The following is a 17,300-nucleotide window of genomic DNA, read 5'->3' as shown; positions in this document are numbered from 1 at the left end:
TCGAACCGGCCCTGGATGCCCGACACGTTGCGCAGCGGCAGCTCCGGCAGCAGGACGGTGAGGATCACGCCGACGGCCATGATGCAGGCGGCCAGCAGGAGCACGGTGTCGACCGACTGCGCGAAACCGTCGAGGAAGGGCTGCGCCAGGCGCGGGTCGAGGTTATTGATGAACGACGAGTCGTCGAGCGACGGGACCGCGCCCGACCCGCCGCCCTGGAGCATCGCGAGCACCGGGGCGTTCGCGGGGTCGGCCTGGACCGCGGGATCGGCGACGGCGGCCTGGAACGCCGGCGTCTGGGCCGCCGTCCGGAAGGCGGCCGCGATGTTGCCGCCGACCGTCGAGAAGAGCACGGACAGGAACACCGCGGTGCCCAGCGTGCCGCCCATCTGCCGGAAGAACAGGGACGACGACGTGGCGACGCCCATGTCCCGCACCGGCACCGCGTTCTGCACGGCGAGGACCAGCGGCTGCATGGTGAAGCCGAGGCCGAGGCCGAACAAGATCGACACCGCGAACACGAACGGCAGCGTGGTGCCGGCCTCGAGCCGCGAGAACAGCAGCGCGCCGGTGCCCATGAGGATCGTGCCGGCCACCGGGAAGAGCTTGTAGCGGCCGGTCCGGGACGTGGTCTGACCGGCCACGATCGAGCCGGTCATGATGCCGAGGGTGAACGGGATGAGCGTCAGGCCGGCCTCGGTGGGCGTCTGGCCCTTCACGATCTGCAGGTAGAGCGGCAGCGTCGCCAGGCCGCCGAACATGCCGAGGCCGATGACGGTGTTGGCGCCCGCGCCCACGGAGAACGTGCGGTTGCGGAACAGGTACAGCGGCAGGATCGCGTCGGCCTTGGCGTACCGCTCGGCGACGATGAACGCGACGATGCCGACCACGCCGATGGCGTAGCAGGCGATCGACTTCGTGGAGTCCCAGCCCCAGATGCGGCCCTGCTCGGCGACGACCAGCAGCGGGACCAGGGCGACCACCAGCGCGAGCGCGCCCGGGTAGTCGATCTTGTGGTCGACGCGCTTGAGCGGCGGCAGGTGCAGCACGCGGGAGATCACGAGGATCGCCACGATGCCGATGGGCACGTTGATGAGGAAGACCCAGCGCCAGCCGGTGATGCCCAGGATGGTGTCCGCGCCGGCGAAGAACCCGCCGACCACCGGCCCGAGCACCGACGAGGTGCCGAAGACCGCGAGGAAGTACGCCTGGTAGCGGGCGCGCTCGCGGGGGGCGACGAGGTCGCCGAGGATCGTGATGGCCAGCGCCATGAGGCCACCGGCGCCGAGGCCCTGGATGCCGCGGTAGACGGCGAGCTGGTACATCGAGTCGGCGGTGCCGGACAGCAGCGAGCCCACGACGAAGATCGAGATCGAGATCATGTACAGCGGCTTGCGGCCGTAGATGTCCGAGAGCTTGCCGTACAGCGGCGTCGAGATGGTCGCCGTGAGCAGGTAGGCCGTGGTGACCCACGCCTGCAGCGACAGGCCGTTCAGGTCGTCGCCGATGGTCCGGATGGACGTCGCGACGATGGTCTGGTCGAGCGCGGCGAGGAACATGCCGAGCATCAGGCCGCCGAGGATCGTGAGGATCTCGCGGTGGGTCGGGGGGACGAACGTCGAGGAGGGCGACGCGGCGGGGGGTTCGGTGGTGCTCTGCTGGGACATCGGACCTTCTCGGCAGACGGGGGGACGCGACTGTGCGACTGCACTGACACCCAGGATGATTGCGCAGGACAACCATCCTGCACTCGTTTCCCAACAACACTGCCCGCGCGATGTGTTCCCGGCCACAGGAAATCGACCCGGCAGGGTCGCCTCGAGCCCGTGCGGCTACCGTGTCGGCATGCCCGCCCCCGCCACCGGACCGCTGCGCCTCGTGCGTGCCGGGACGGTCGCCGTGGTGACCGTCGCGCTCGCGGCGCTGGCCCACGTGCTGGCCGGCGGCGGCCTCCCGCCGGTCGTGGTCCTGGTCGCCCTGACCGCCCTCGTGCTCGCCGCGGCCGTCGTGCTGACCGCGCGCCGGCTCGGCCCGCTCGGGGCCCTCGTGCTCCTGGGCGTCGGGCAGCTGGCGGTGCACTCGTCCTTCAGCCTGTTCACGTCGATGGCGTGCATGCCGGGCGCGATGGGCGGCGCGGCGCTGTCCGGGCACGCGCACCACGCCGGCACCGTGCTGCAGGCGCAGGCCGCCGCCTGCCCGGCCTCCGATGCCGCGCTGGTCCCGCCGCTGCTCGGGGCGTCGGCGATGCTGGTGCTCCACGTCGTCGCGACGCTGGCGGCCGCCCTCGTGATCGCGGGCGCCGACCGTGCGCTCTGGTGGCTCGCGGCCTGGCTGCGGCCGCTCGTCGGCACGGCCGCCGCGGTCGTCGTCGCGCCCCGCCCGTCCTTGCCGACGCCCGCCGAGGTCCCCGGGTCGGGCTCCGCGTGGTGGCGCGACGTGGTGCCCTTGCGCGGTCCGCCCGCCCGGCAGTCCCTCGTGGCCCCCCTGCGCTGACCGGTCCGTCCGGAGCCGGTGCGGCCACGCCCGCCACACCGACGACCTCCGACGACCTAGGACCACTCATGCCCTCGATCCACCCTTCATCCCGGCGCGGCGCGGCCGCGCTGGCCGGGCTCGTGCCTTCCTCCCGGCGGGGCGCGGCCCTGCTGGCCGGGCTCGCGCCTTCCTCGCGGCGCGGCGCGGCCCTGCTGGCCGGGCTCGTGCTCGGCCTCGCCGGCACGGTCGCCGGCGCCTCCGCCGCCCAGGCCCACAACCAGCTCCAGGGCACCGATCCCGCGGACGGCGCCGCCGTCGAGGTCGTGCCCGACCACGTGACCCTGACGTTCGACGAGCCCGCGCTGGCGCTCGGCACCGAGATCGTGGTGAACGCGCCAGACCAGCGGCCGGTGAGCACGGGGCCCGCGGTGCTCGTCGACAACACCGTGACCCAGGCGATCACCGGGGTGCTCCCCGCCGGCGTCTACACCGTGATCTACCGGGTCACGTCGGACGACGGGCACCCGGTCGAGGGGCAGTTCACGTTCACCGCGGCGAACGACACGTCCTACGGGGTCGCGTCGCCGACGCCGGCTCCCACCGTCTCCGCGGCGGCCGACCCGTCGCCTGCTGCCACTCCCACTCCTCCTCCTGCTCCCGCCCCCGCTCCGGCCCAGCGGCACGTCTCCGGCGGGCTCCTGCTCGGCAGCGCGGCCGGGCTCGTCCTCGTCGGTGGAGTCGTCGCGTGGCTGGTCCTGCGGAGGCGTCAGGCGCCGTGACGGGCGGTCGAGGCGTGAGCCACGGCACGTCGGGAACGGTCCGACGGCGACCTACGCTGGTCCGATGACTGCCCAGGTGACGAGCGCCGGCCGCGCCGGTGCCGGGGGACCGGGGGCCGGCGCGCGCCGGCCGCCGAGCCCGTGGCGCGTCGCGGTGCTCGTCGTCGCGGCGGTCGCGGCGGCGCTGCTCGGGGTCGCGTTCTCGGGGGCGGCGCTCCCGGCCCTGATCCGCGACCCGGGCGCGGCGGTCCGGTGGGGCCTGCCGGCCTCGGCGACCCTCACCGAGCTGGCCGGGTCGGTGACGCTCGGAGCCCTGGTGCTCGCGGTGTGCGTGCTGCCCCGGCGGGCGGCGACGGCGTCCACCCGGACCCCCCGCGCCGGCGTCGGCACCGCGGACGGCTCCGCCTACCCGCGCAGCACGCTCGTGGCGGGCGTCGCCGCGGGCGCCTGGACGCTGCTCTCGATCGTGCACCTCGTGCTCACCTACGCCGGCGTGGCCGGGCGACCCCTCGACTCCGCGTCGTTCGGCGCCGAGCTCGGCGTGTTCGTCACGCAGATCGACCTCGGCCGCACGCTGCTGCTGATCACCACGGTCGCCGCCGTGGTCACGGCGCTCTCGCTGGTCATCGCCACGCCCACGGGGGCGGCCTGGACCGGCACGCTCGTGCTCGTCGCCCTGTGGCAGCAGGCCCAGCTGGGGCACGCCGCGGGGGCGTCGGGCCACGACATCGCGACGTCGTCGATGGTGGTCCACCTGGTCGGCGCCGCCGTCTGGATCGGGGCTCTCGCCGCGCTCGCGCTGCTGGTCCGGCGGATCGGCACCGACCTGTCGGCGGCCGTCGCGCGCTACTCGGTCATCGCCGGCTGGTGCTTCGTCGCGATCGCGGTCTCCGGCCTGGTCAACGGCATGCTGCGCACCAGCGGCTGGGACGACCTGACCACGCCCTACGGCGTCCTGCTGCTCACGAAGACGGCCCTGTTCGGCGCGCTCGGGCTGCTCGGACTGGCCCACCGGCGCGCGGTGCTGCCGAAGCTGGCCGGGCGGACGAGCGACTGGCTCTTCTGGCGCCTGGTGCTCGTCGAGCTCACCGTCATGGGCGCCGTGTCGGGGGTCGCCGTGGCCCTCGGCGCCACCGCGCCGCCCGTGTCCGAGGAGCCGCCGCTCGACCAGTCGCCGGCCTACCAGCTGACCGGCCACCCGCTGCCCCCCGAACCCACCGCGCTGCGCTGGCTGACCGAGTGGCGCTGGGACCTGGTGCTGGCCTTCGCGGCCGGGGCGGGGCTCCTCGTCTACTGGCGCTGGGTGCTGCGGCTGCGCCGGCGCGGCGACTCGTGGTCCCTGGTCCGCGCCGGCTCCTGGACCGTCGGCATGGTGCTCTTCTTCTGGGCGACCAACGGCGGTCCGGCGCTGTACGGCCACGTGCTGTTCAGCGCGCACATGGTCCAGCACATGACGCTCGCGATGCTGGCGCCGCTGTTCCTGGCCCTGTCCGCGCCGGTCACCCTGGCCCTGCGCGCGCTGCCTGTGCGGTCGACCCAGCTCCGCGACGACGCCTCCCGCGGCCCCCGCGAGTGGATCCTCGTGATCGTCCACAGCCGGGTCGGGCAGTTCGTCGCGCACCCCGTGGTCGCCGCCGTGAACTTCATCGGGTCGATGCTGCTCTTCTACTACTCGGGCCTGTTCGAGTGGTCGCTGCGCAGCCCCGTGGGGCACCTCGCGATGGTCGTGCACTTCACCACCGTCGGCTACCTGTTCGTCAACGCCCTCATCGGCATCGACCCCGGCCCCAAGCGGCTGCCCTACCCGCAGCGCCTGCTCCTGCTCTTCGCGACGATGGTGTTCCACGCGTTCTTCGGCGTGACCCTGGTGACCGGCGACGTGCTCCTGGTCGCCGACTGGTTCGGCCTCATGGGCCGGCCCTGGGGAGCCTCCGCGATCGCCGACCAGCAGGCCGGCGGCGCGATCACCTGGGGCATCGGCGAGATCCCGACCCTCGCCCTGGCCATCGGCGTCGCGATCGCCTGGTCCCGCGACGACGACCGAACCGCCCGCCGCCGCGACCGCCGCGTCGACCGGGAGGGCGACATCGAGATGGACGAGTACAACGCGATGCTCGCCGCCCTCGCCGAGCGCGACGCCGGCAACCCGCCCGCGAGCTAGCCGCAGCCCGCCTGAGCTCGACGCCGGGAAGCCGCCCGTGGAGCTAGCCGCAGCCTGGCTGGTCCGGGTCCTGGTTGCAGTCCTGGGACACCAGGTGGGACCGGCGCTCCACCACCTCGAACGGCGCCGACGAGCTCGTCGTCTCGGCGGTCCCGACGATGTCCCGCCACTCGTCGTCCCCGTCGACCCGGTACCGGCCCGACCACTGCGTCGTCAGCGTGATCGCGACCCCCTGCGCCGGCCGCGCGTACACGTGGAACACGTCGAACCCCGGGTACGGGTGCCCCGGGCTGGTCGTCGACAGGTCGCGGGTGCCGTCGGCGAAGTCCCACGTGTAGCGCGTCGGCGTCGCGACGACGTCCACCCCGTAGCCGAGCAGGTCCGTCCGGAACGTCTGCTCGGCGGGGTCGGTCAGCACGATCGTCTCCTTGTTGACCAGCACCCACCCGCGGTCCGGCTGCACCTGGATCACCTGCGGCGCGATGGGCAGTCGCCGGAAGTCAGCGGCGCTCATGGTCGGCAGGAGATCGGCGGGGCAGCCACCGTCCGCGACGATCGTCCACGCTGACCACGCGTCCGTCGGCGTCGCGCGCGTGCGGGTCCACAGCGGGAGGACCGGGGTCTCGGTGCCGCAGTTGTTCAGGCCCGTGTCGCCTTCGGCCGCCGGGCACGCGCCGTTCAGGGGCGTGGTCAGCTCGGCGCTGCTGGTGTTGCAGATGACCGCGCGCTGGTACTCGCGCAGGAGGGCTTCGGGCGTGCCGGCCTTGGCGCGGAGGGCGCGGACGGCTTGTTCGCCCTCGAACGCTGTCATTCGCACTGTGTCACCGGCGGCCTGGCCTCCGATGGTGTCTGCGAATGCACTTGACGCAGCAGCGATGAGTGCGATCACGATCGCAAGCGAGATGCCGAAGGACCTCCGCTTCACGGGTTTGAGACCTCAACCGGCGTTGCCTCACGGAGACGCCAGGCCGTGCCGTCCCATGCAAGCGCGACGTCAACATGGAAGGTCTTGGGGCCGGGGAACGACTTCACTACAGCGCCCGACGCATCGAGCGTGGCTGAGGCATCTTGCGTGAGATCCACCTTGGCGGAGTAGAAACTGCCGGGGTTCACTTCGGTGCCCGCTGCAGACGTGATGGACACGGCACCCCCTTGGTCATGCTGGCCAGCAGCGACCTTGGTCTCGACAGTCGTGATCACGCTTGCGCAGAAGATGCACTCGGCGTGGCTCAGGGCCTTCCAGTCGGCGAGGTCGCCCGTCGCGTTCGCGTACGGGAACAGCTCCATGAAGTACGCGGCGATCGCCGCCGCACCATCAGCGCTCGGCGGTTGATCCAGAGCGGCGGGCCGCGTCGGCTTCACGGTCACATCGACCGCGGCGGTCTCGGTCGGAGACGGCGTCGGCGAAGGTGTCACCACCGCGGCCGGCGTCGACGGCTCGGTCGCGGTCGGAGTGCCGCCGGTGCAGGCCGTGAGCAGCAGCAACGCCGCCGGGAGCATGACGAGCCGGGCACCACCGCGAGACCTCGTCAGCCGGGACATGCGGGCGAACGTACCGAAAACGGGCACCGCTCGTCACGACCGTTCACCCGGTTGTGGACAACCCCTGTGACCGGTCGCCGACCGTTCGGGGCAACCGGAACGGGCTGGCGCGGCCGGGCAGGGGTCGATGCAACGGCCGTCAGGTCTGGGTCAGCAGGCCGCCGTCGATCGTGAACGTCGACCCGGTCACGTTGCCGGTCCGCGGGCTGGCCAGGAGGACGACCAGGTCGGCGACCTCGTCGGGACGCGTGAACCGCCCGGTCACCATGCTGGCCTCGGCGCCCTTGACGACGTCCGCGGCCGACACCCCGCCGGCCGCCGCGAACGACTCGGCGACCCCGCCCCCGCCCAGCCAGAGCGCGGTCGACACCGGTCCCGGCGCCACGGTGTTCACGCGGATCCCGCGGGGACCGAGCTCCTTCGAGAGCGACTTGGACACGCTCGCGAGCGCGGCCTTGGCGGCGCTGTAGTCGAGGACGCCGGGGTCGGCGAGCACGGCGTTCACCGACCCGACCGTGACGATCGCCCCGCCGTGCTCGAGCATCCGCGGGATCGCCGCGCGCGCCGCGCGGACGGCCGCCATGAGGGTGAGGTTGAGGGTCGCGGCCCAGTCGTCGTCGGTGATCGAGACGAACCCGCCGGTGCGGACGGGCGCGACGCCGACGTTGTTGACCAGCACGTCGAGCCGCTCGCCGGCCTGCGCGACCAGCCGCTCGGGCCCGTCCGGATCGGCGAGGTCGACGGAGACGATCTCGACGTTTCCCGTGCGCGCGAGCTCGTCGAGCTCGGGGCTCGACCGCCTCGCACCCGCGACGACGCGCGCACCCTCGCGCACCAGCGCCCCCACGACCGCCAGCCCGATCCCCTTGCTCGCCCCGGTCACCACCGCGACCGCCCCGCCCAACCCGAGCTCCATGACCGCTCCCGTCGTCACCGACCACGGTGAACCACGAAGCCGCTGCCCGCATCCGTCACGCGACGGTTCACGTGCGACCCAGCCGTCCCCAGCCCGGCAGTGACCGGGAATTTCCACAGTCTGGTGCGAGCGCCCGGTGCGAGCTGCGCCCACGGGTAGGGATGACGTCGTGCGCACGCGCCCGCCTCCCTCGTCGCTGCTGGCGCTCGCCTTCCGGCAGGACGACCTCGTGTCCGCCGCCCAGTGCGAGTCGGCGGGCGTCGGCGCGGCCCGCAGGTCGAGGTTCGTGCGGGACGGCACCTGGCAGCGGCTGACGCACGGCGTGTTCGACGTGGTGCCACAGCGTGACCGTCGCCGAGACGCCGACCATCGCCGACGACGCGCGGCCTGGTTGGGCATGCTGGCCTACGGTCCTGATGCCGTCGCCGTCGGCCCGTGCGCACTGGCGCTCCACGGGGTCCGCGGCCTGCCGCTGGACATCGCACCGGAGATCGCGCTCGCATCGGGGTACGCACGGCGCGCGCGCGACGGCATTCGCGTGCGTCAGTTCGGTGCCTTCGACTCGCAGCGGCACGGTGCGGGAGCCATCGCGGCGCTCGTGCCCGCGCTTGCGCAGGCTCTTCCGGAACTGCCGCGCGCTCACGCCGTGGCGGTGCTCGACGATGCCCTGCACCGCGGACTCCTGCCGCCAGCCGGGCTGGACGCGGTGCGCGCCATGACGCAGGGGCGCCGGTGCATGGCGTCGCGCAGCTCGTGGTGGGACCTCGTCGATGCCAGGGCGGAGTCTCCGCTCGAGACCTATGCGCGGCTGCAGTGTGTCGACGCCGGCGTTCCGCCCGATGAGCCGCAGGTCGAGATCCGCTCACCGAACGGGCGGCTGCTCGGGCGTGGCGACATGGGATGGCATCTGGGCGGCGGCCGATGGCTCATCGCTGAGATCGACGGGCGTGAGGTCCACGAGGCGCCGCAGGCTGTGCTGCACGACCGGCGACGTCAGAACGCCCTCCTGACCAGCGGTCTCGTCGACCTCCTGCGCTTCACGGCGGCTGACATAGCCGCCGGTGACACGATCCCCACAGCGATCCGTCGGTCCTTGCGACTCTGACGCCCGCGACCATGCCATGAGTGACGCGAGAGGCCCCTCAGACGGCACTCATGGCATGGTCGAGGGCGCGAGCCGAACGCGGCGGATCGACCGGACCCCGCGCGACCGCGCCCCCGGACCCAGGGTCAGGTGGTAGGACGGAGCGCATGACTTCGACGCCCTTTCATGACCTCGACCAGTACGTCGCCATCCCGCGGCTCAGCGGGCTGGTGCTGAGCCCGGACGGGACGCGGCTGGTGACCGCCGTCGCGACGCTGAACAGCAAGAAGACCAAGTTCGTCACCGCGCTGTGGGAGGTCGACCCGGCCGGCCAGGAGCCGGCCCGACGGCTCACGCGGAGCGCGAAGGGCGAGTCCAGCGCCGCGTTCACCCGGCACGGCGACCTGCTGTTCACCAGCGCGCGGCCGGACCCGGACAGCGACACGGACGACGACGACGCGGTCCCGGCCCTCTGGCTGCTGCCGAGGAACGGGGCCGAGGCGCGGGTCGTCGCCCATCGGGTCGCGGGTCTGGGCGGGGTCCACGTGGCCAAGGACGCGGACGTCGTGCTCGTCGGGTCGGACGTGCTGCCGAACGCGACGGACGACGAGTCGGACGAGCGGCTGCGCAAGGCCCGCAAGGAGAAGAAGGTCGCGGCGATCCTGCACGACGGCTACCCGGTCCGGTACTGGGACCACGACCTCGGGCCCGAGTCGCCGCACCTGTTCGTCTCGACCGTCGACGACGACGTCGTCGCACCGCTGGCGTCGGCGACCGACCCGCGGCTGACGCTGAGGGACGTGACGCCGCAGGCGCGGTCGGCGCTCGTCGAGCAGGGCGCGGCCATCAGCCCGGACGGCCGGACGGTCGTCACCGGCTGGAACGTGCCGCTGGCGCGCGGTCAGCAGCGCAGCCGGCTGGTGGCGATCGACGTCGCGTCGGGTGAGCACCGGGTGCTCGTCGACGACCCGGCCGCCGACCTCGGGTCGCCGACGATCTCGCCGGACGGCCGCTGGGTGACGTTCAGCCGCGAGACGATCTCCACGCCGCACGAGGCCCCGCGCGTGACGCTCCAGCTGGTCGCGCTCGAGGGCGGCGAGGCTCGGACGCTCGCCCCGGACTGGGACCGCTGGCCGCACAGCCCGGTGTGGCTGCCCGACAGCAGCGCTGTGCTGGTGCTGGCCGACGACGACGGCCGCGGGCCCGTGTTCCGGATCGACCTCGACGGGGCCGAGGTCACCCGGCTGACCAGCGACGACGCGACGTTCACGGACGTGTGCGTCAGCCCCGACGGCGCCAGGGCGTACGCGCTGCGGACCAGCTACGAGGCGCCGAGCCACCCCGTGCGGATCGACCTGGCGACGGGCGCGACGACGGCGCTGACGGGCCCGGTCGCGACGCCCGAGCTGCCGGGCACCCTCACGGAGGTCGAGACGACGACCGAGGACGGCCGGCGCGTGCGCGCGTGGCTGGCGCTGCCGAAGGACACCGCGAAGGCGCCGCTGCTCCTCTGGATCCACGGCGGGCCGCTGGGCTCCTGGAACGCGTGGTCGTGGCGGTGGAACCCGTGGATCCTGGTGGCCCGCGGGTACGCCGTGCTGCTGCCCGACCCCGCCCTGTCCACGGGCTACGGGCAGCAGTTCGTGCAGGACGGCTGGGGCGCGTGGGGTGCCGCGCCCTACACGGACCTGCTGGCCATCACGGACGCGGTCGAGCGGCGGGACGACATCGACGAGACCCGGACGGCGGCGATGGGCGGCTCGTTCGGCGGATACATGGCCAACTGGGTGGCCGGGCACACCGACCGGTTCCGGGCGATCGTCACGCACGCGAGCCTGTGGGCCCTGGACCAGTTCGGGCCGACCACCGACGCCGCGTACTACTGGGAGCGGGAGATGACCGAGCAGATGGCGCTCGAGAACTCGCCGCACCTGCACGTCGGCAAGATCGTCACGCCGATGCTGGTGGTGCACGGCGACAAGGACTACCGCGTGCCCGTCGGCGAGGGGCTGCGGCTCTGGTACGAGCTGCTGGCCAAGAGCGGTCTGCCCGCCGACGACGAGGGCCGCACGCCCCACCGGTTCCTCTACTTCCCCGACGAGAACCACTGGGTACTCAGCCCGCAGCACGCGATCGTCTGGTACCAGGTGGTCGAGGCGTTCCTGGCGGAGCACGTGCTCGCCCGGACGGGTGAGGAACGCCCGGTTTATCCCGAAATCCTGGGGTAAAGGGCCGTCTCGACGTGCGGGGTCGCCCGGTCGGCACCAGACTCGCGGGTCGAAGCCGGGCGACCGACGCGCGGCACGACGGAAGGACCGGACATGGGTATCGGAGGCGGAATCGCCCTCATCGTCATCGGCGCGATCCTCTCGTTCGGCGTCAGCGACGCTGTCGAGGGCGTCAACCTGGGAGTGATCGGCTACATCTGCATGGCTGCCGGTGTCATCGCGCTGATCCTGGCGATCGTGCTCAACAGCCAGCGCAGCCACACGTCGCACACGGCGGTCGTCGAGCAGCGCACGACGCCGAACGCGCCGCCCGCCGCGGCAGCCCCGGTGGCCCCGGTGGCGCCCGTGGCCCCGGTCGCGCCGGTGCAGCAGACGTACCAGCAGCCGCCGGCCGCCCCGCCCGCGGTCTGAGCCCGGCCAGAAACGCCCCCTCCGCGGAGGGGGCGTTTCTCATGCCCGCAGAGGCCCGCGCACGATCGAGTCGCCGGAGTGCGCGGGGTTCCCGTCGAACTGCTCCTCGGACACGTCCACCACGGAGTACTGGCTGAGGTCGAGGCCGGCGGGCAGGTCGAACCGGCCGGTCGAGCCGGTGAGGGTGCCCACGCTGACCAGCCCGCTGACGTCGGGCTTGAGCAGCCAGACCTCGCGGAAGCCGTCGTCGGAGGGCGCGCTCTTGGTCAGGTCGACGACGAGGACGCGGCTCCCGTCGGCCGCGGTCTCGACCACCGCGGAGCCGGACGCGTCCCAGCCGGGCAGCGGTTCGAGGGTCGCCGTGGCCAGCACCGTCGTGGGGTCGTTCCGGTGCGCAGCCCACCAGGCCCCACCGCCGCCGACCACGAGGCCGGCCGCCGCCGCGGCGGCCACCCAGCGCCAGGCGCGCGGCCGCCCGCGGCGCGACTCCAGCTCCACGACGTGCGCGGGCGCGTCGACCGGCTCCGGGGCGGGTGCGGCCGGCTCGGCCGACGTCGCCAGCCCCTGCACGCCGGGGGAGAGCCGGAGCTCGCCGGCGATGCGGTCCCAGACGGCGGGCGCGGGCGCGACGAGCCCGCGGTCGGGTCCGCCGCTGCGCGCCAGCTCGACCACCTCGCGCAGCGACTCGAGCTCGTCGGCGCAGCGCTCGCACTCCTCGATGTGGGCGAGGTCGGACATCGACCCCGCAGGCTCGCCGAGGGCGAGGAGTGCCAGCAGGTCGTCGTCCACGTGCGACTCATCGAACGGCACCGTCCACCTCCCATCGGGTCCGCAACCGGGCGAGGCTGCGCCGGACGTGGCTCTTCACCGTGCCGAGCGGCAGGTCCAGTCTGCTGGCGATCTGGTCGTGCGTGAGGTCGTCGTAGAACGCGAGCCGCAGGATGGTGCGCTGCGGGTCGCCCAGCCGCTCGAGCTCGTCGGCGACCACGACGCGGTCGACCACGCGGGCGTCGACCGACGGCACGGGCGTCTCCGAGGCGCCGGCCACGGTCTTGTCCCGCAGGCGCCGGTCCCGCGCGCGCTTCTCGTGCGTGTCCGCCACGACGTGCCGCGTGATGCCCAGCAGCCAGGCGGGCAGGCGCGACCGGTCCGGGTCGAACCGCCGGCGGCTGCGCCAGGCCTCGACGAACACCTGCTGCGTGACGTCCTCGGCGTCGGCCAGGCTGCCCAGCGAGCGAAGCGCGACGGTGTGCACGAGCGCCGACCACCGTCGGTACGCCTCGGCGATCGCGGTCTCGTCGCCCTGCGCGAACGCCCGGCCGAGCTCCTCGACGCCCTCGCCGTCCGGATCGAGCCGGTGCGCGGGGCGCGCCGCGTCAGCGGACCCGGGCCCGGGTGCGCTCACGGACGGCTCCTCACTCGTGCGCAGCAGGGTCACGGCTACCCACCTAGCGGCTCGGCCGTGACGACGACGTTGTCCGTATAGTGCCCGATGTCGCGCCGGAACGTGCCACCGCACGTCACCAGGACGAGTCGCGGCGCCCCGGACCGGTCGAACCACTGCGCCACCGGCGCACCCTCCTTCGGCACCTTCTCGACGCCGACCACGCGGTAGCCGCGCTCGCTCCCGTCCGCGGTGGTGACCGTGAGGGTCGCGCCGACGCCCACGTCCCGCAGGCGCGCGAACGGCCCGATGCCCGTCAGCCGGCTGTCCACGTGGGCCGCGAGGACCGTGGATCCCGCAGGGTCGGCCGGGGCCGGGCCGAACTCGTACCAGCCGGCGCGGTCGGCGTCCTCGGGGATCTGCATCTGCCCGTCCTCCTGCACGCCGACGGCGTCGACGGCCATGTCGATCCCGACGTCGGGCACGACGAGCCGGACCGGCGGCGGCGTCGCCGGCACGGCGGCCTGGGCCCCGAGTGCGGCGTCGTAGACGGGAACCGGGGGGACGACCGGGGTCGGCCGCGGCGTCGCCGTGGAGGACGACGACGCCGCGACCGCCGGCCCGGAGGCGGGGTCCGGGCCGGTGCACGCGGTCAGCGGACCGAGCGTCGTGCCGAGGGCGACGACGGTCGCGAGCACGCGTGCCGGGACCCGGGAGGGCGCGGACGCCGTCCCGGGCCACGGGGTACCGGTGGTGCGCAGGATCAGCTCCGCTGCGGGGCGGTGCGGCGGGCGAACCCGAGCCCCACCAGCCCGGCGACGGCCAGCGCGCCGAGCGCGAACGGCCAGGCGGGGGTGCCGCCGTCGGCCACGAGACCCACCTCGCCGGCGTTCACGCCGGACGGGTCGCCGTGCAGGCCGGAGATCGTCTGCACCGCGAGGGCGAGGGTCGCCGGCGACGCGGTGGCGCTGCCCCAGGCGTAGACGATCGTGTTGGTGCCCTCGGTGATCGCCACGTCGGCCGGGCCCAGCAGGGCGGGCGTCGTCGTGCCGGTCGCCGTCACGCTGGCGGACACGGTCCCCGCCGGAAGGTCGAGCACCTTCTCGTTCGGGTTGGTGAGGTTGGTGATCACCGCGGTGCCGCCCGCGAGGACGTCCACGCCGGGCGCGGCGGCGACGTGCCGGACGGTGAGCCGTCCCTGGCCGGCGGCCGTGGTGGAGGTGTCGTTGGTGAACAGTGTCGCCGTGGGGGCCCCGGCGGCGTCGAGGTGCGCGACCGCCGTGTAGTTCTTGCCGGCCTCGAGCGCGAGGTCGATCGGCCCGATCGCCGGCGCGCTGGCGTCGGCGGCGTCGGCCGCGGTGATCGCGACCGTGTACGTGCCGGCCGGCAGGTCCAGCGGTCCGGCCATGGAGCCGGGCGTGAAGTTGTCGAGGGTGAGCTTGTTGTTGACGTAGACGTCGACGGTCAGGCCGGGGACGCCGTGGAAGACCGACAGCAGGGCGCCGTCAGGCGAAGTGGGTGCAGCGTTGTCGGCCGCCGAGGCGGGGTTGGCGGCGAGCGTGAGGAGGGCGAGCGTTCCGGCGGCGATGCCGGCGAGAAGTCGTGCGCGCATGGTGCGTCCTTCGAGGACTGGCCCGGCGGGGTACGTCCGGGCGGCCGATGTGCTGACACCCCCTCTTCGGCCGCCGGGCCCCCGCCGGATGCACTACGCGCTCGCGGCCCTGGCGATCTCCGCGGCGAGGTCGGCGGGCCGCGAGAACATCGGCCAGTGGCCGGTCGGCAGGTCGACGTAGGTCAGGTCGGTGCTCTCGCCCAGCTCGGTGTGGAACGGCGGCCCGCCGTGCGCCATCGTCTTGAGCACCTCGGACGGCAGGCTCGTGCAGATCACGGTCACGGGGACGTCGAACCGCCGCGGGTCGCTCACGTGCACCGGTCCCCGCGCCACCTGGACGGGGTGCGGCACGGCGCGGCGCCGGAACTCTGCGAGGCGGTCGTCGTCGATGCCCTCGATGCTCGAGCCCTGGGCGGCGAGCTCCTCCCAGGAGGGGAGGGGGACCTCGTCCTGCTCGGTCCGCGACGCGTCGATCGCCGCGCCGTCCTCGAGCGGCCCGGAGTCGACGTAGATCGCCCGCCGCACGCGGTCGGGCCGCCGGTCGACGACCTCGCCGACGACGGCGCCGCCGCCGCTGTGGCCGACGAGGACGACGTCGCCCGCCAGGCCGTCGACCAGGTCGGTGACGGCCCGGACGTGGTCGGCGCGCGTGATGTCGCCGCGCTTGGCGCCGGGGTCGAGGCCGGGCAGGGTCACGGCGTGGGCGTCGACGCCGTCGGGCAGTGCCGCGACGACGTCGTCCCACGCCCAGGCGCCGAGCCAGAAGCCGGGGACGAGGACGAGGTGTGTGGTCATGGCTCCAGCGTCCACCCGGTGCGGTGACACCGGGATGTCACCTTTGTGTCACCATGCTGGCACCGTGAACCGCACCGACCGTCTCTACGCCCTCGCTGAGGAGCTGCGCCGCGTCGGGCGCGCCGGCACCACGAGCACGCGGCTGGCGCGCCTCTTCGAGGTGTCCCCTCGGACGGTCAAGCGCGACATCTCGTCGCTGCAGCAGACCGGCCTGCCCGTGGTCGCGCAGGCCGGCGTCGGCGGTGGGTACGTGCTCGAGGCGTCGGTCGGCCTCCCCCCGGTGAACTTCACGCCGGCGCAGGCCGTCGCGCTCGCGCTGGCGGTGAGCGCCCTGCCGCCCGGCAGCCCGTTCGGCACCGACGCCGAGGCGGCCCGCGCCAAGGTGCTCGACGCGCTGTCGCCGGCCGACCGCGCGCGGGCCGACCAGCTGGCGGGCCGGGTGTGGTCGCGGCCGGACGCGGTCGGCGACGTGCCCGCGCCGCGCGTGCTCCGGGCGGTCGAGCAGTCCCTGGCCCGGCAGCTCGTGCTCGCGATCGAGTACCGCAGCTCGACCGGCGCGGTCAGCCGCCGACGGATCGAGCCGGTGGTGCTGGCCCGCACGCGCGGCACCTGGTACCTCGTGGCGTGGTGCCGGACGCGCGAGGGGCTCCGCTGGTTCCGGCTGGTCCGGGTGCTGCGCGCGGACCTGACCACGGAGCGGTACGACCCCCGCCCGGTGGCGGACGTGGGTGACGCCCCGCCGGACGCCCACCCGGTCTCGGCGCGCCCGTCGGACTGAGGAACGCCCTGCGGGTGTGGGTGCTGCACGGCAGACTGGCAGCGCTCCGGGACGGACCGGGCGAACCGACCCCGGGGGGATGCATTGGACAAGAGCGAGGCACGCGAGATCAAGGCGCAGGCGGTCGACCTGGCCCGGGAGCTCACCGAGCGCCTGGTCCGGCCGTCCGACGTGGGCGACGGGGGCCCGGCGCTGGCACTCGGTCTGGCCCCGCAGCCCGACGGGTCGTACGCGCTCGCGGTCCGCTACCGGCTCGGTCTGCCGTCGATCCGCAGCATCGCGCGCAAGGTCGTCGCGGAGGTGCCGGACGCCGACGTCCGCCGCACCGGCCGCATCAAGACGCTGGCTGCCGACGAGGACCGCCGCGTCCGCCCGCGCCCGCCGGTCATCACCGCCCGCGCGCTGGGCGAGACCGGCCGCGTGCGCCCGCTGCGGCCCGGCATCTCGATCGCCCACGTGGACGTCACCGCCGGGACGCTCGGCGCGTTCGTGCGCAAGGACGGCGTGGTCCACGCGCTCTCCAACTACCACGTGCTGTCGGGGACGCCCCAGGCGCAGGTCGGCGACGTCATCGTCCAGCCCGGCCCGGCCGACGGCGGGCGGGCTCCGCGGGACCGGGTCGGCACCTTGGCCGCGCGCGTGGAGCTCGAGCCGGGCGGCGACGCCACGGTCGACTGCGCGATCGCCCTGCTGGACGACCAGGAGGTCGACCCCGAGTACCCCGTCGTCGGCCTGATCACCACGACCGCCGTCACGCTCGGCGGGGAGAAGGTGGCCAAGGTCGGTCGCACCACTGCCGTCACGCACGGGCAGGTCACCGCCATCGAGCTGGACGACGTGGTCGTCGGCTACGGCGACGAGCTGGGGGAGCTGAGCTTCGACAACCAGATCGAGGTCGAGTCCACCGGGTCGGGGCCGTTCTCGCGCGGCGGCGACTCCGGCTCGCTGGTGTACCGCGAGGACGGGGTCGCGCTGGGGCTGCTCTTTGCGGGCTCCGAGTCCGGGGGGGAGAATGGCACCGGGTTGACGTACATCAACCCGATCGATGCCGTTCTGGACGCCCTCGGGGTCACACTGGTCTGACGATCGTCGGACCGCCGCCCCCGCGGCCGCCACGGTCGGCGGGAGGCGGTGC

At 74.0% G+C, this 17,300-nt stretch carries 17 protein-coding genes; 8 read left to right on the top strand and 9 right to left on the bottom strand.

The features are described from left to right. On the bottom strand, positions 1-1,667 hold a 1,667-nt coding region (locus AB5970_RS07685), incomplete at its 3' end, for an MDR family MFS transporter (RefSeq protein ID WP_370503332.1). A gap of 178 nt (positions 1,668-1,845) precedes the next feature. Here AB5970_RS07685 and AB5970_RS07680 point away from each other — a divergent pair. From AB5970_RS07680 to AB5970_RS07670, 3 genes are all read left to right on the top strand, one after another. Next, positions 1,846-2,493: a hypothetical protein gene (locus tag AB5970_RS07680; RefSeq protein WP_370503331.1), complete on the top strand. Its 648-nt coding sequence runs from the start codon at positions 1,846-1,848 to the stop codon at positions 2,491-2,493. Between the two features lie 68 nt (positions 2,494-2,561). Continuing rightward, entirely contained in the window at positions 2,562-3,254 is a 693-nt protein-coding gene (locus tag AB5970_RS07675; protein ID WP_370503330.1) for a copper resistance CopC family protein, read from the top strand. 64 nt (positions 3,255-3,318) lie between these two features. Then, a complete protein-coding gene (locus AB5970_RS07670; protein ID WP_370503329.1) occupies positions 3,319-5,415 on the top strand; it encodes a cytochrome c oxidase assembly protein in 2,097 nt (698 codons plus the stop codon). 43 nt (positions 5,416-5,458) lie between these two features. Here the strand turns inward: AB5970_RS07670 and AB5970_RS07665 are convergent, their stop codons facing one another. The 3 genes from AB5970_RS07665 to AB5970_RS07655 all read right to left on the bottom strand — a co-directional run bounded on the left by AB5970_RS07665 (position 5,459) and on the right by AB5970_RS07655 (position 7,891). Continuing rightward, positions 5,459-6,226, bottom strand: a complete 768-nt coding sequence (locus AB5970_RS07665; RefSeq protein WP_370503328.1) for a hypothetical protein — start codon at positions 6,224-6,226, stop codon at positions 5,459-5,461. Positions 6,227-6,336: 110 nt separating this feature from the next. After that, positions 6,337-6,957 (bottom strand): DUF6318 family protein, encoded by a 621-nt coding sequence (locus AB5970_RS07660; protein WP_370503327.1) that lies wholly within the window; start codon positions 6,955-6,957, stop codon positions 6,337-6,339. A 139-nt stretch (positions 6,958-7,096) separates the two neighbouring features. Further along, positions 7,097-7,891 carry an SDR family NAD(P)-dependent oxidoreductase gene (locus AB5970_RS07655; RefSeq protein ID WP_370503326.1) on the bottom strand — a complete coding sequence of 265 codons (795 nt, stop codon included), beginning with the start codon at positions 7,889-7,891 and terminating at the stop codon, positions 7,097-7,099. Between the two features lie 151 nt (positions 7,892-8,042). Between AB5970_RS07655 and AB5970_RS07650 the strand changes: the two genes are divergently transcribed. The 3 genes from AB5970_RS07650 (at position 8,043) to AB5970_RS07640 (ending at position 11,596) form a co-directional block, all read left to right on the top strand. Then, entirely contained in the window at positions 8,043-8,978 is a 936-nt protein-coding gene (locus AB5970_RS07650) for a hypothetical protein (RefSeq protein ID WP_370503325.1), read from the top strand. A gap of 146 nt (positions 8,979-9,124) precedes the next feature. After that, positions 9,125-11,185, top strand: a complete 2,061-nt coding sequence (locus AB5970_RS07645; RefSeq protein ID WP_370503324.1) for a S9 family peptidase — start codon at positions 9,125-9,127, stop codon at positions 11,183-11,185. 93 nt (positions 11,186-11,278) lie between these two features. Then, positions 11,279-11,596 carry a DUF6458 family protein gene (locus AB5970_RS07640; protein ID WP_370503323.1) on the top strand — a complete coding sequence of 106 codons (318 nt, stop codon included), beginning with the start codon at positions 11,279-11,281 and terminating at the stop codon, positions 11,594-11,596. A gap of 39 nt (positions 11,597-11,635) precedes the next feature. Here AB5970_RS07640 and AB5970_RS07635 read toward each other — a convergent pair whose 3' ends face one another. From AB5970_RS07635 to AB5970_RS07615, 5 genes are all read right to left on the bottom strand, one after another. Beyond that, complete coding sequence (locus AB5970_RS07635) at positions 11,636-12,406, bottom strand: anti-sigma factor (RefSeq protein ID WP_370503322.1); 771 nt, start codon at positions 12,404-12,406, stop codon at positions 11,636-11,638. Then, the gene (locus AB5970_RS07630) at positions 12,393-13,001 is read right to left on the bottom strand and encodes an RNA polymerase sigma factor (RefSeq protein ID WP_370503321.1); all 609 of its coding nucleotides are present in this window, start codon (positions 12,999-13,001) and stop codon (positions 12,393-12,395) included. The genes AB5970_RS07635 and AB5970_RS07630 overlap by 14 nt, the downstream gene beginning before the upstream one ends. Before the next feature lie 35 nt (positions 13,002-13,036). After that, positions 13,037-13,678, bottom strand: coding sequence for a class F sortase (locus AB5970_RS07625; RefSeq protein WP_370503320.1), 642 nt, complete (start codon positions 13,676-13,678; stop codon positions 13,037-13,039). A gap of 65 nt (positions 13,679-13,743) precedes the next feature. Then, positions 13,744-14,592, bottom strand: a complete 849-nt coding sequence (locus tag AB5970_RS07620) for a DUF4397 domain-containing protein (RefSeq protein ID WP_370503319.1) — start codon at positions 14,590-14,592, stop codon at positions 13,744-13,746. Between the two features lie 93 nt (positions 14,593-14,685). Next, complete coding sequence (locus AB5970_RS07615) at positions 14,686-15,387, bottom strand: alpha/beta hydrolase (RefSeq protein WP_370503318.1); 702 nt, start codon at positions 15,385-15,387, stop codon at positions 14,686-14,688. Positions 15,388-15,451: 64 nt separating this feature from the next. Here AB5970_RS07615 and AB5970_RS07610 point away from each other — a divergent pair, with 64 nt between their 5' ends. Then, entirely contained in the window at positions 15,452-16,165 is a 714-nt protein-coding gene (locus AB5970_RS07610; protein ID WP_370503317.1) for a helix-turn-helix transcriptional regulator, read from the top strand. Positions 16,166-16,249: 84 nt separating this feature from the next. Next, positions 16,250-17,248 carry a hypothetical protein gene (locus AB5970_RS07605; protein ID WP_370503316.1) on the top strand — a complete coding sequence of 333 codons (999 nt, stop codon included), beginning with the start codon at positions 16,250-16,252 and terminating at the stop codon, positions 17,246-17,248. The last annotated feature ends 52 nt before the right edge of the window (positions 17,249-17,300 follow it).

Source organism: Cellulomonas sp. ICMP 17802 (genome assembly GCF_041295535.1).
In the GTDB taxonomy this organism is placed as follows: domain Bacteria; phylum Actinomycetota; class Actinomycetes; order Actinomycetales; family Cellulomonadaceae; genus Cellulomonas.
This window is presented reverse-complemented; position numbering and strand designations above follow the sequence as displayed.

Excerpts from the sequence above, each read along its gene's own strand:
- AB5970_RS07620 (WP_370503319.1), bottom strand. The coding sequence starts at position 14,592 with ATGCGCGCACGACTTCTCGCCGGCATCGCCGCCGGAACGCTCGCCCTC.
- AB5970_RS07665 (WP_370503328.1), bottom strand. The coding sequence starts at position 6,226 with ATGACAGCGTTCGAGGGCGAACAAGCCGTCCGCGCCCTCCGCGCCAAG.
- AB5970_RS07675 (WP_370503330.1), top strand. The coding sequence starts at position 2,562 with ATGCCCTCGATCCACCCTTCATCCCGGCGCGGCGCGGCCGCGCTGGCC.
- AB5970_RS07615 (WP_370503318.1), bottom strand. The coding sequence starts at position 15,387 with ATGACCACACACCTCGTCCTCGTCCCCGGCTTCTGGCTCGGCGCCTGG.
- AB5970_RS07670 (WP_370503329.1), top strand. The coding sequence starts at position 3,319 with ATGACTGCCCAGGTGACGAGCGCCGGCCGCGCCGGTGCCGGGGGACCG.
- AB5970_RS07660 (WP_370503327.1), bottom strand. The coding sequence starts at position 6,957 with ATGTCCCGGCTGACGAGGTCTCGCGGTGGTGCCCGGCTCGTCATGCTC.
- AB5970_RS07640 (WP_370503323.1), top strand. The coding sequence starts at position 11,279 with ATGGGTATCGGAGGCGGAATCGCCCTCATCGTCATCGGCGCGATCCTC.
- AB5970_RS07680 (WP_370503331.1), top strand. The coding sequence starts at position 1,846 with ATGCCCGCCCCCGCCACCGGACCGCTGCGCCTCGTGCGTGCCGGGACG.
- AB5970_RS07645 (WP_370503324.1), top strand. The coding sequence starts at position 9,125 with ATGACTTCGACGCCCTTTCATGACCTCGACCAGTACGTCGCCATCCCG.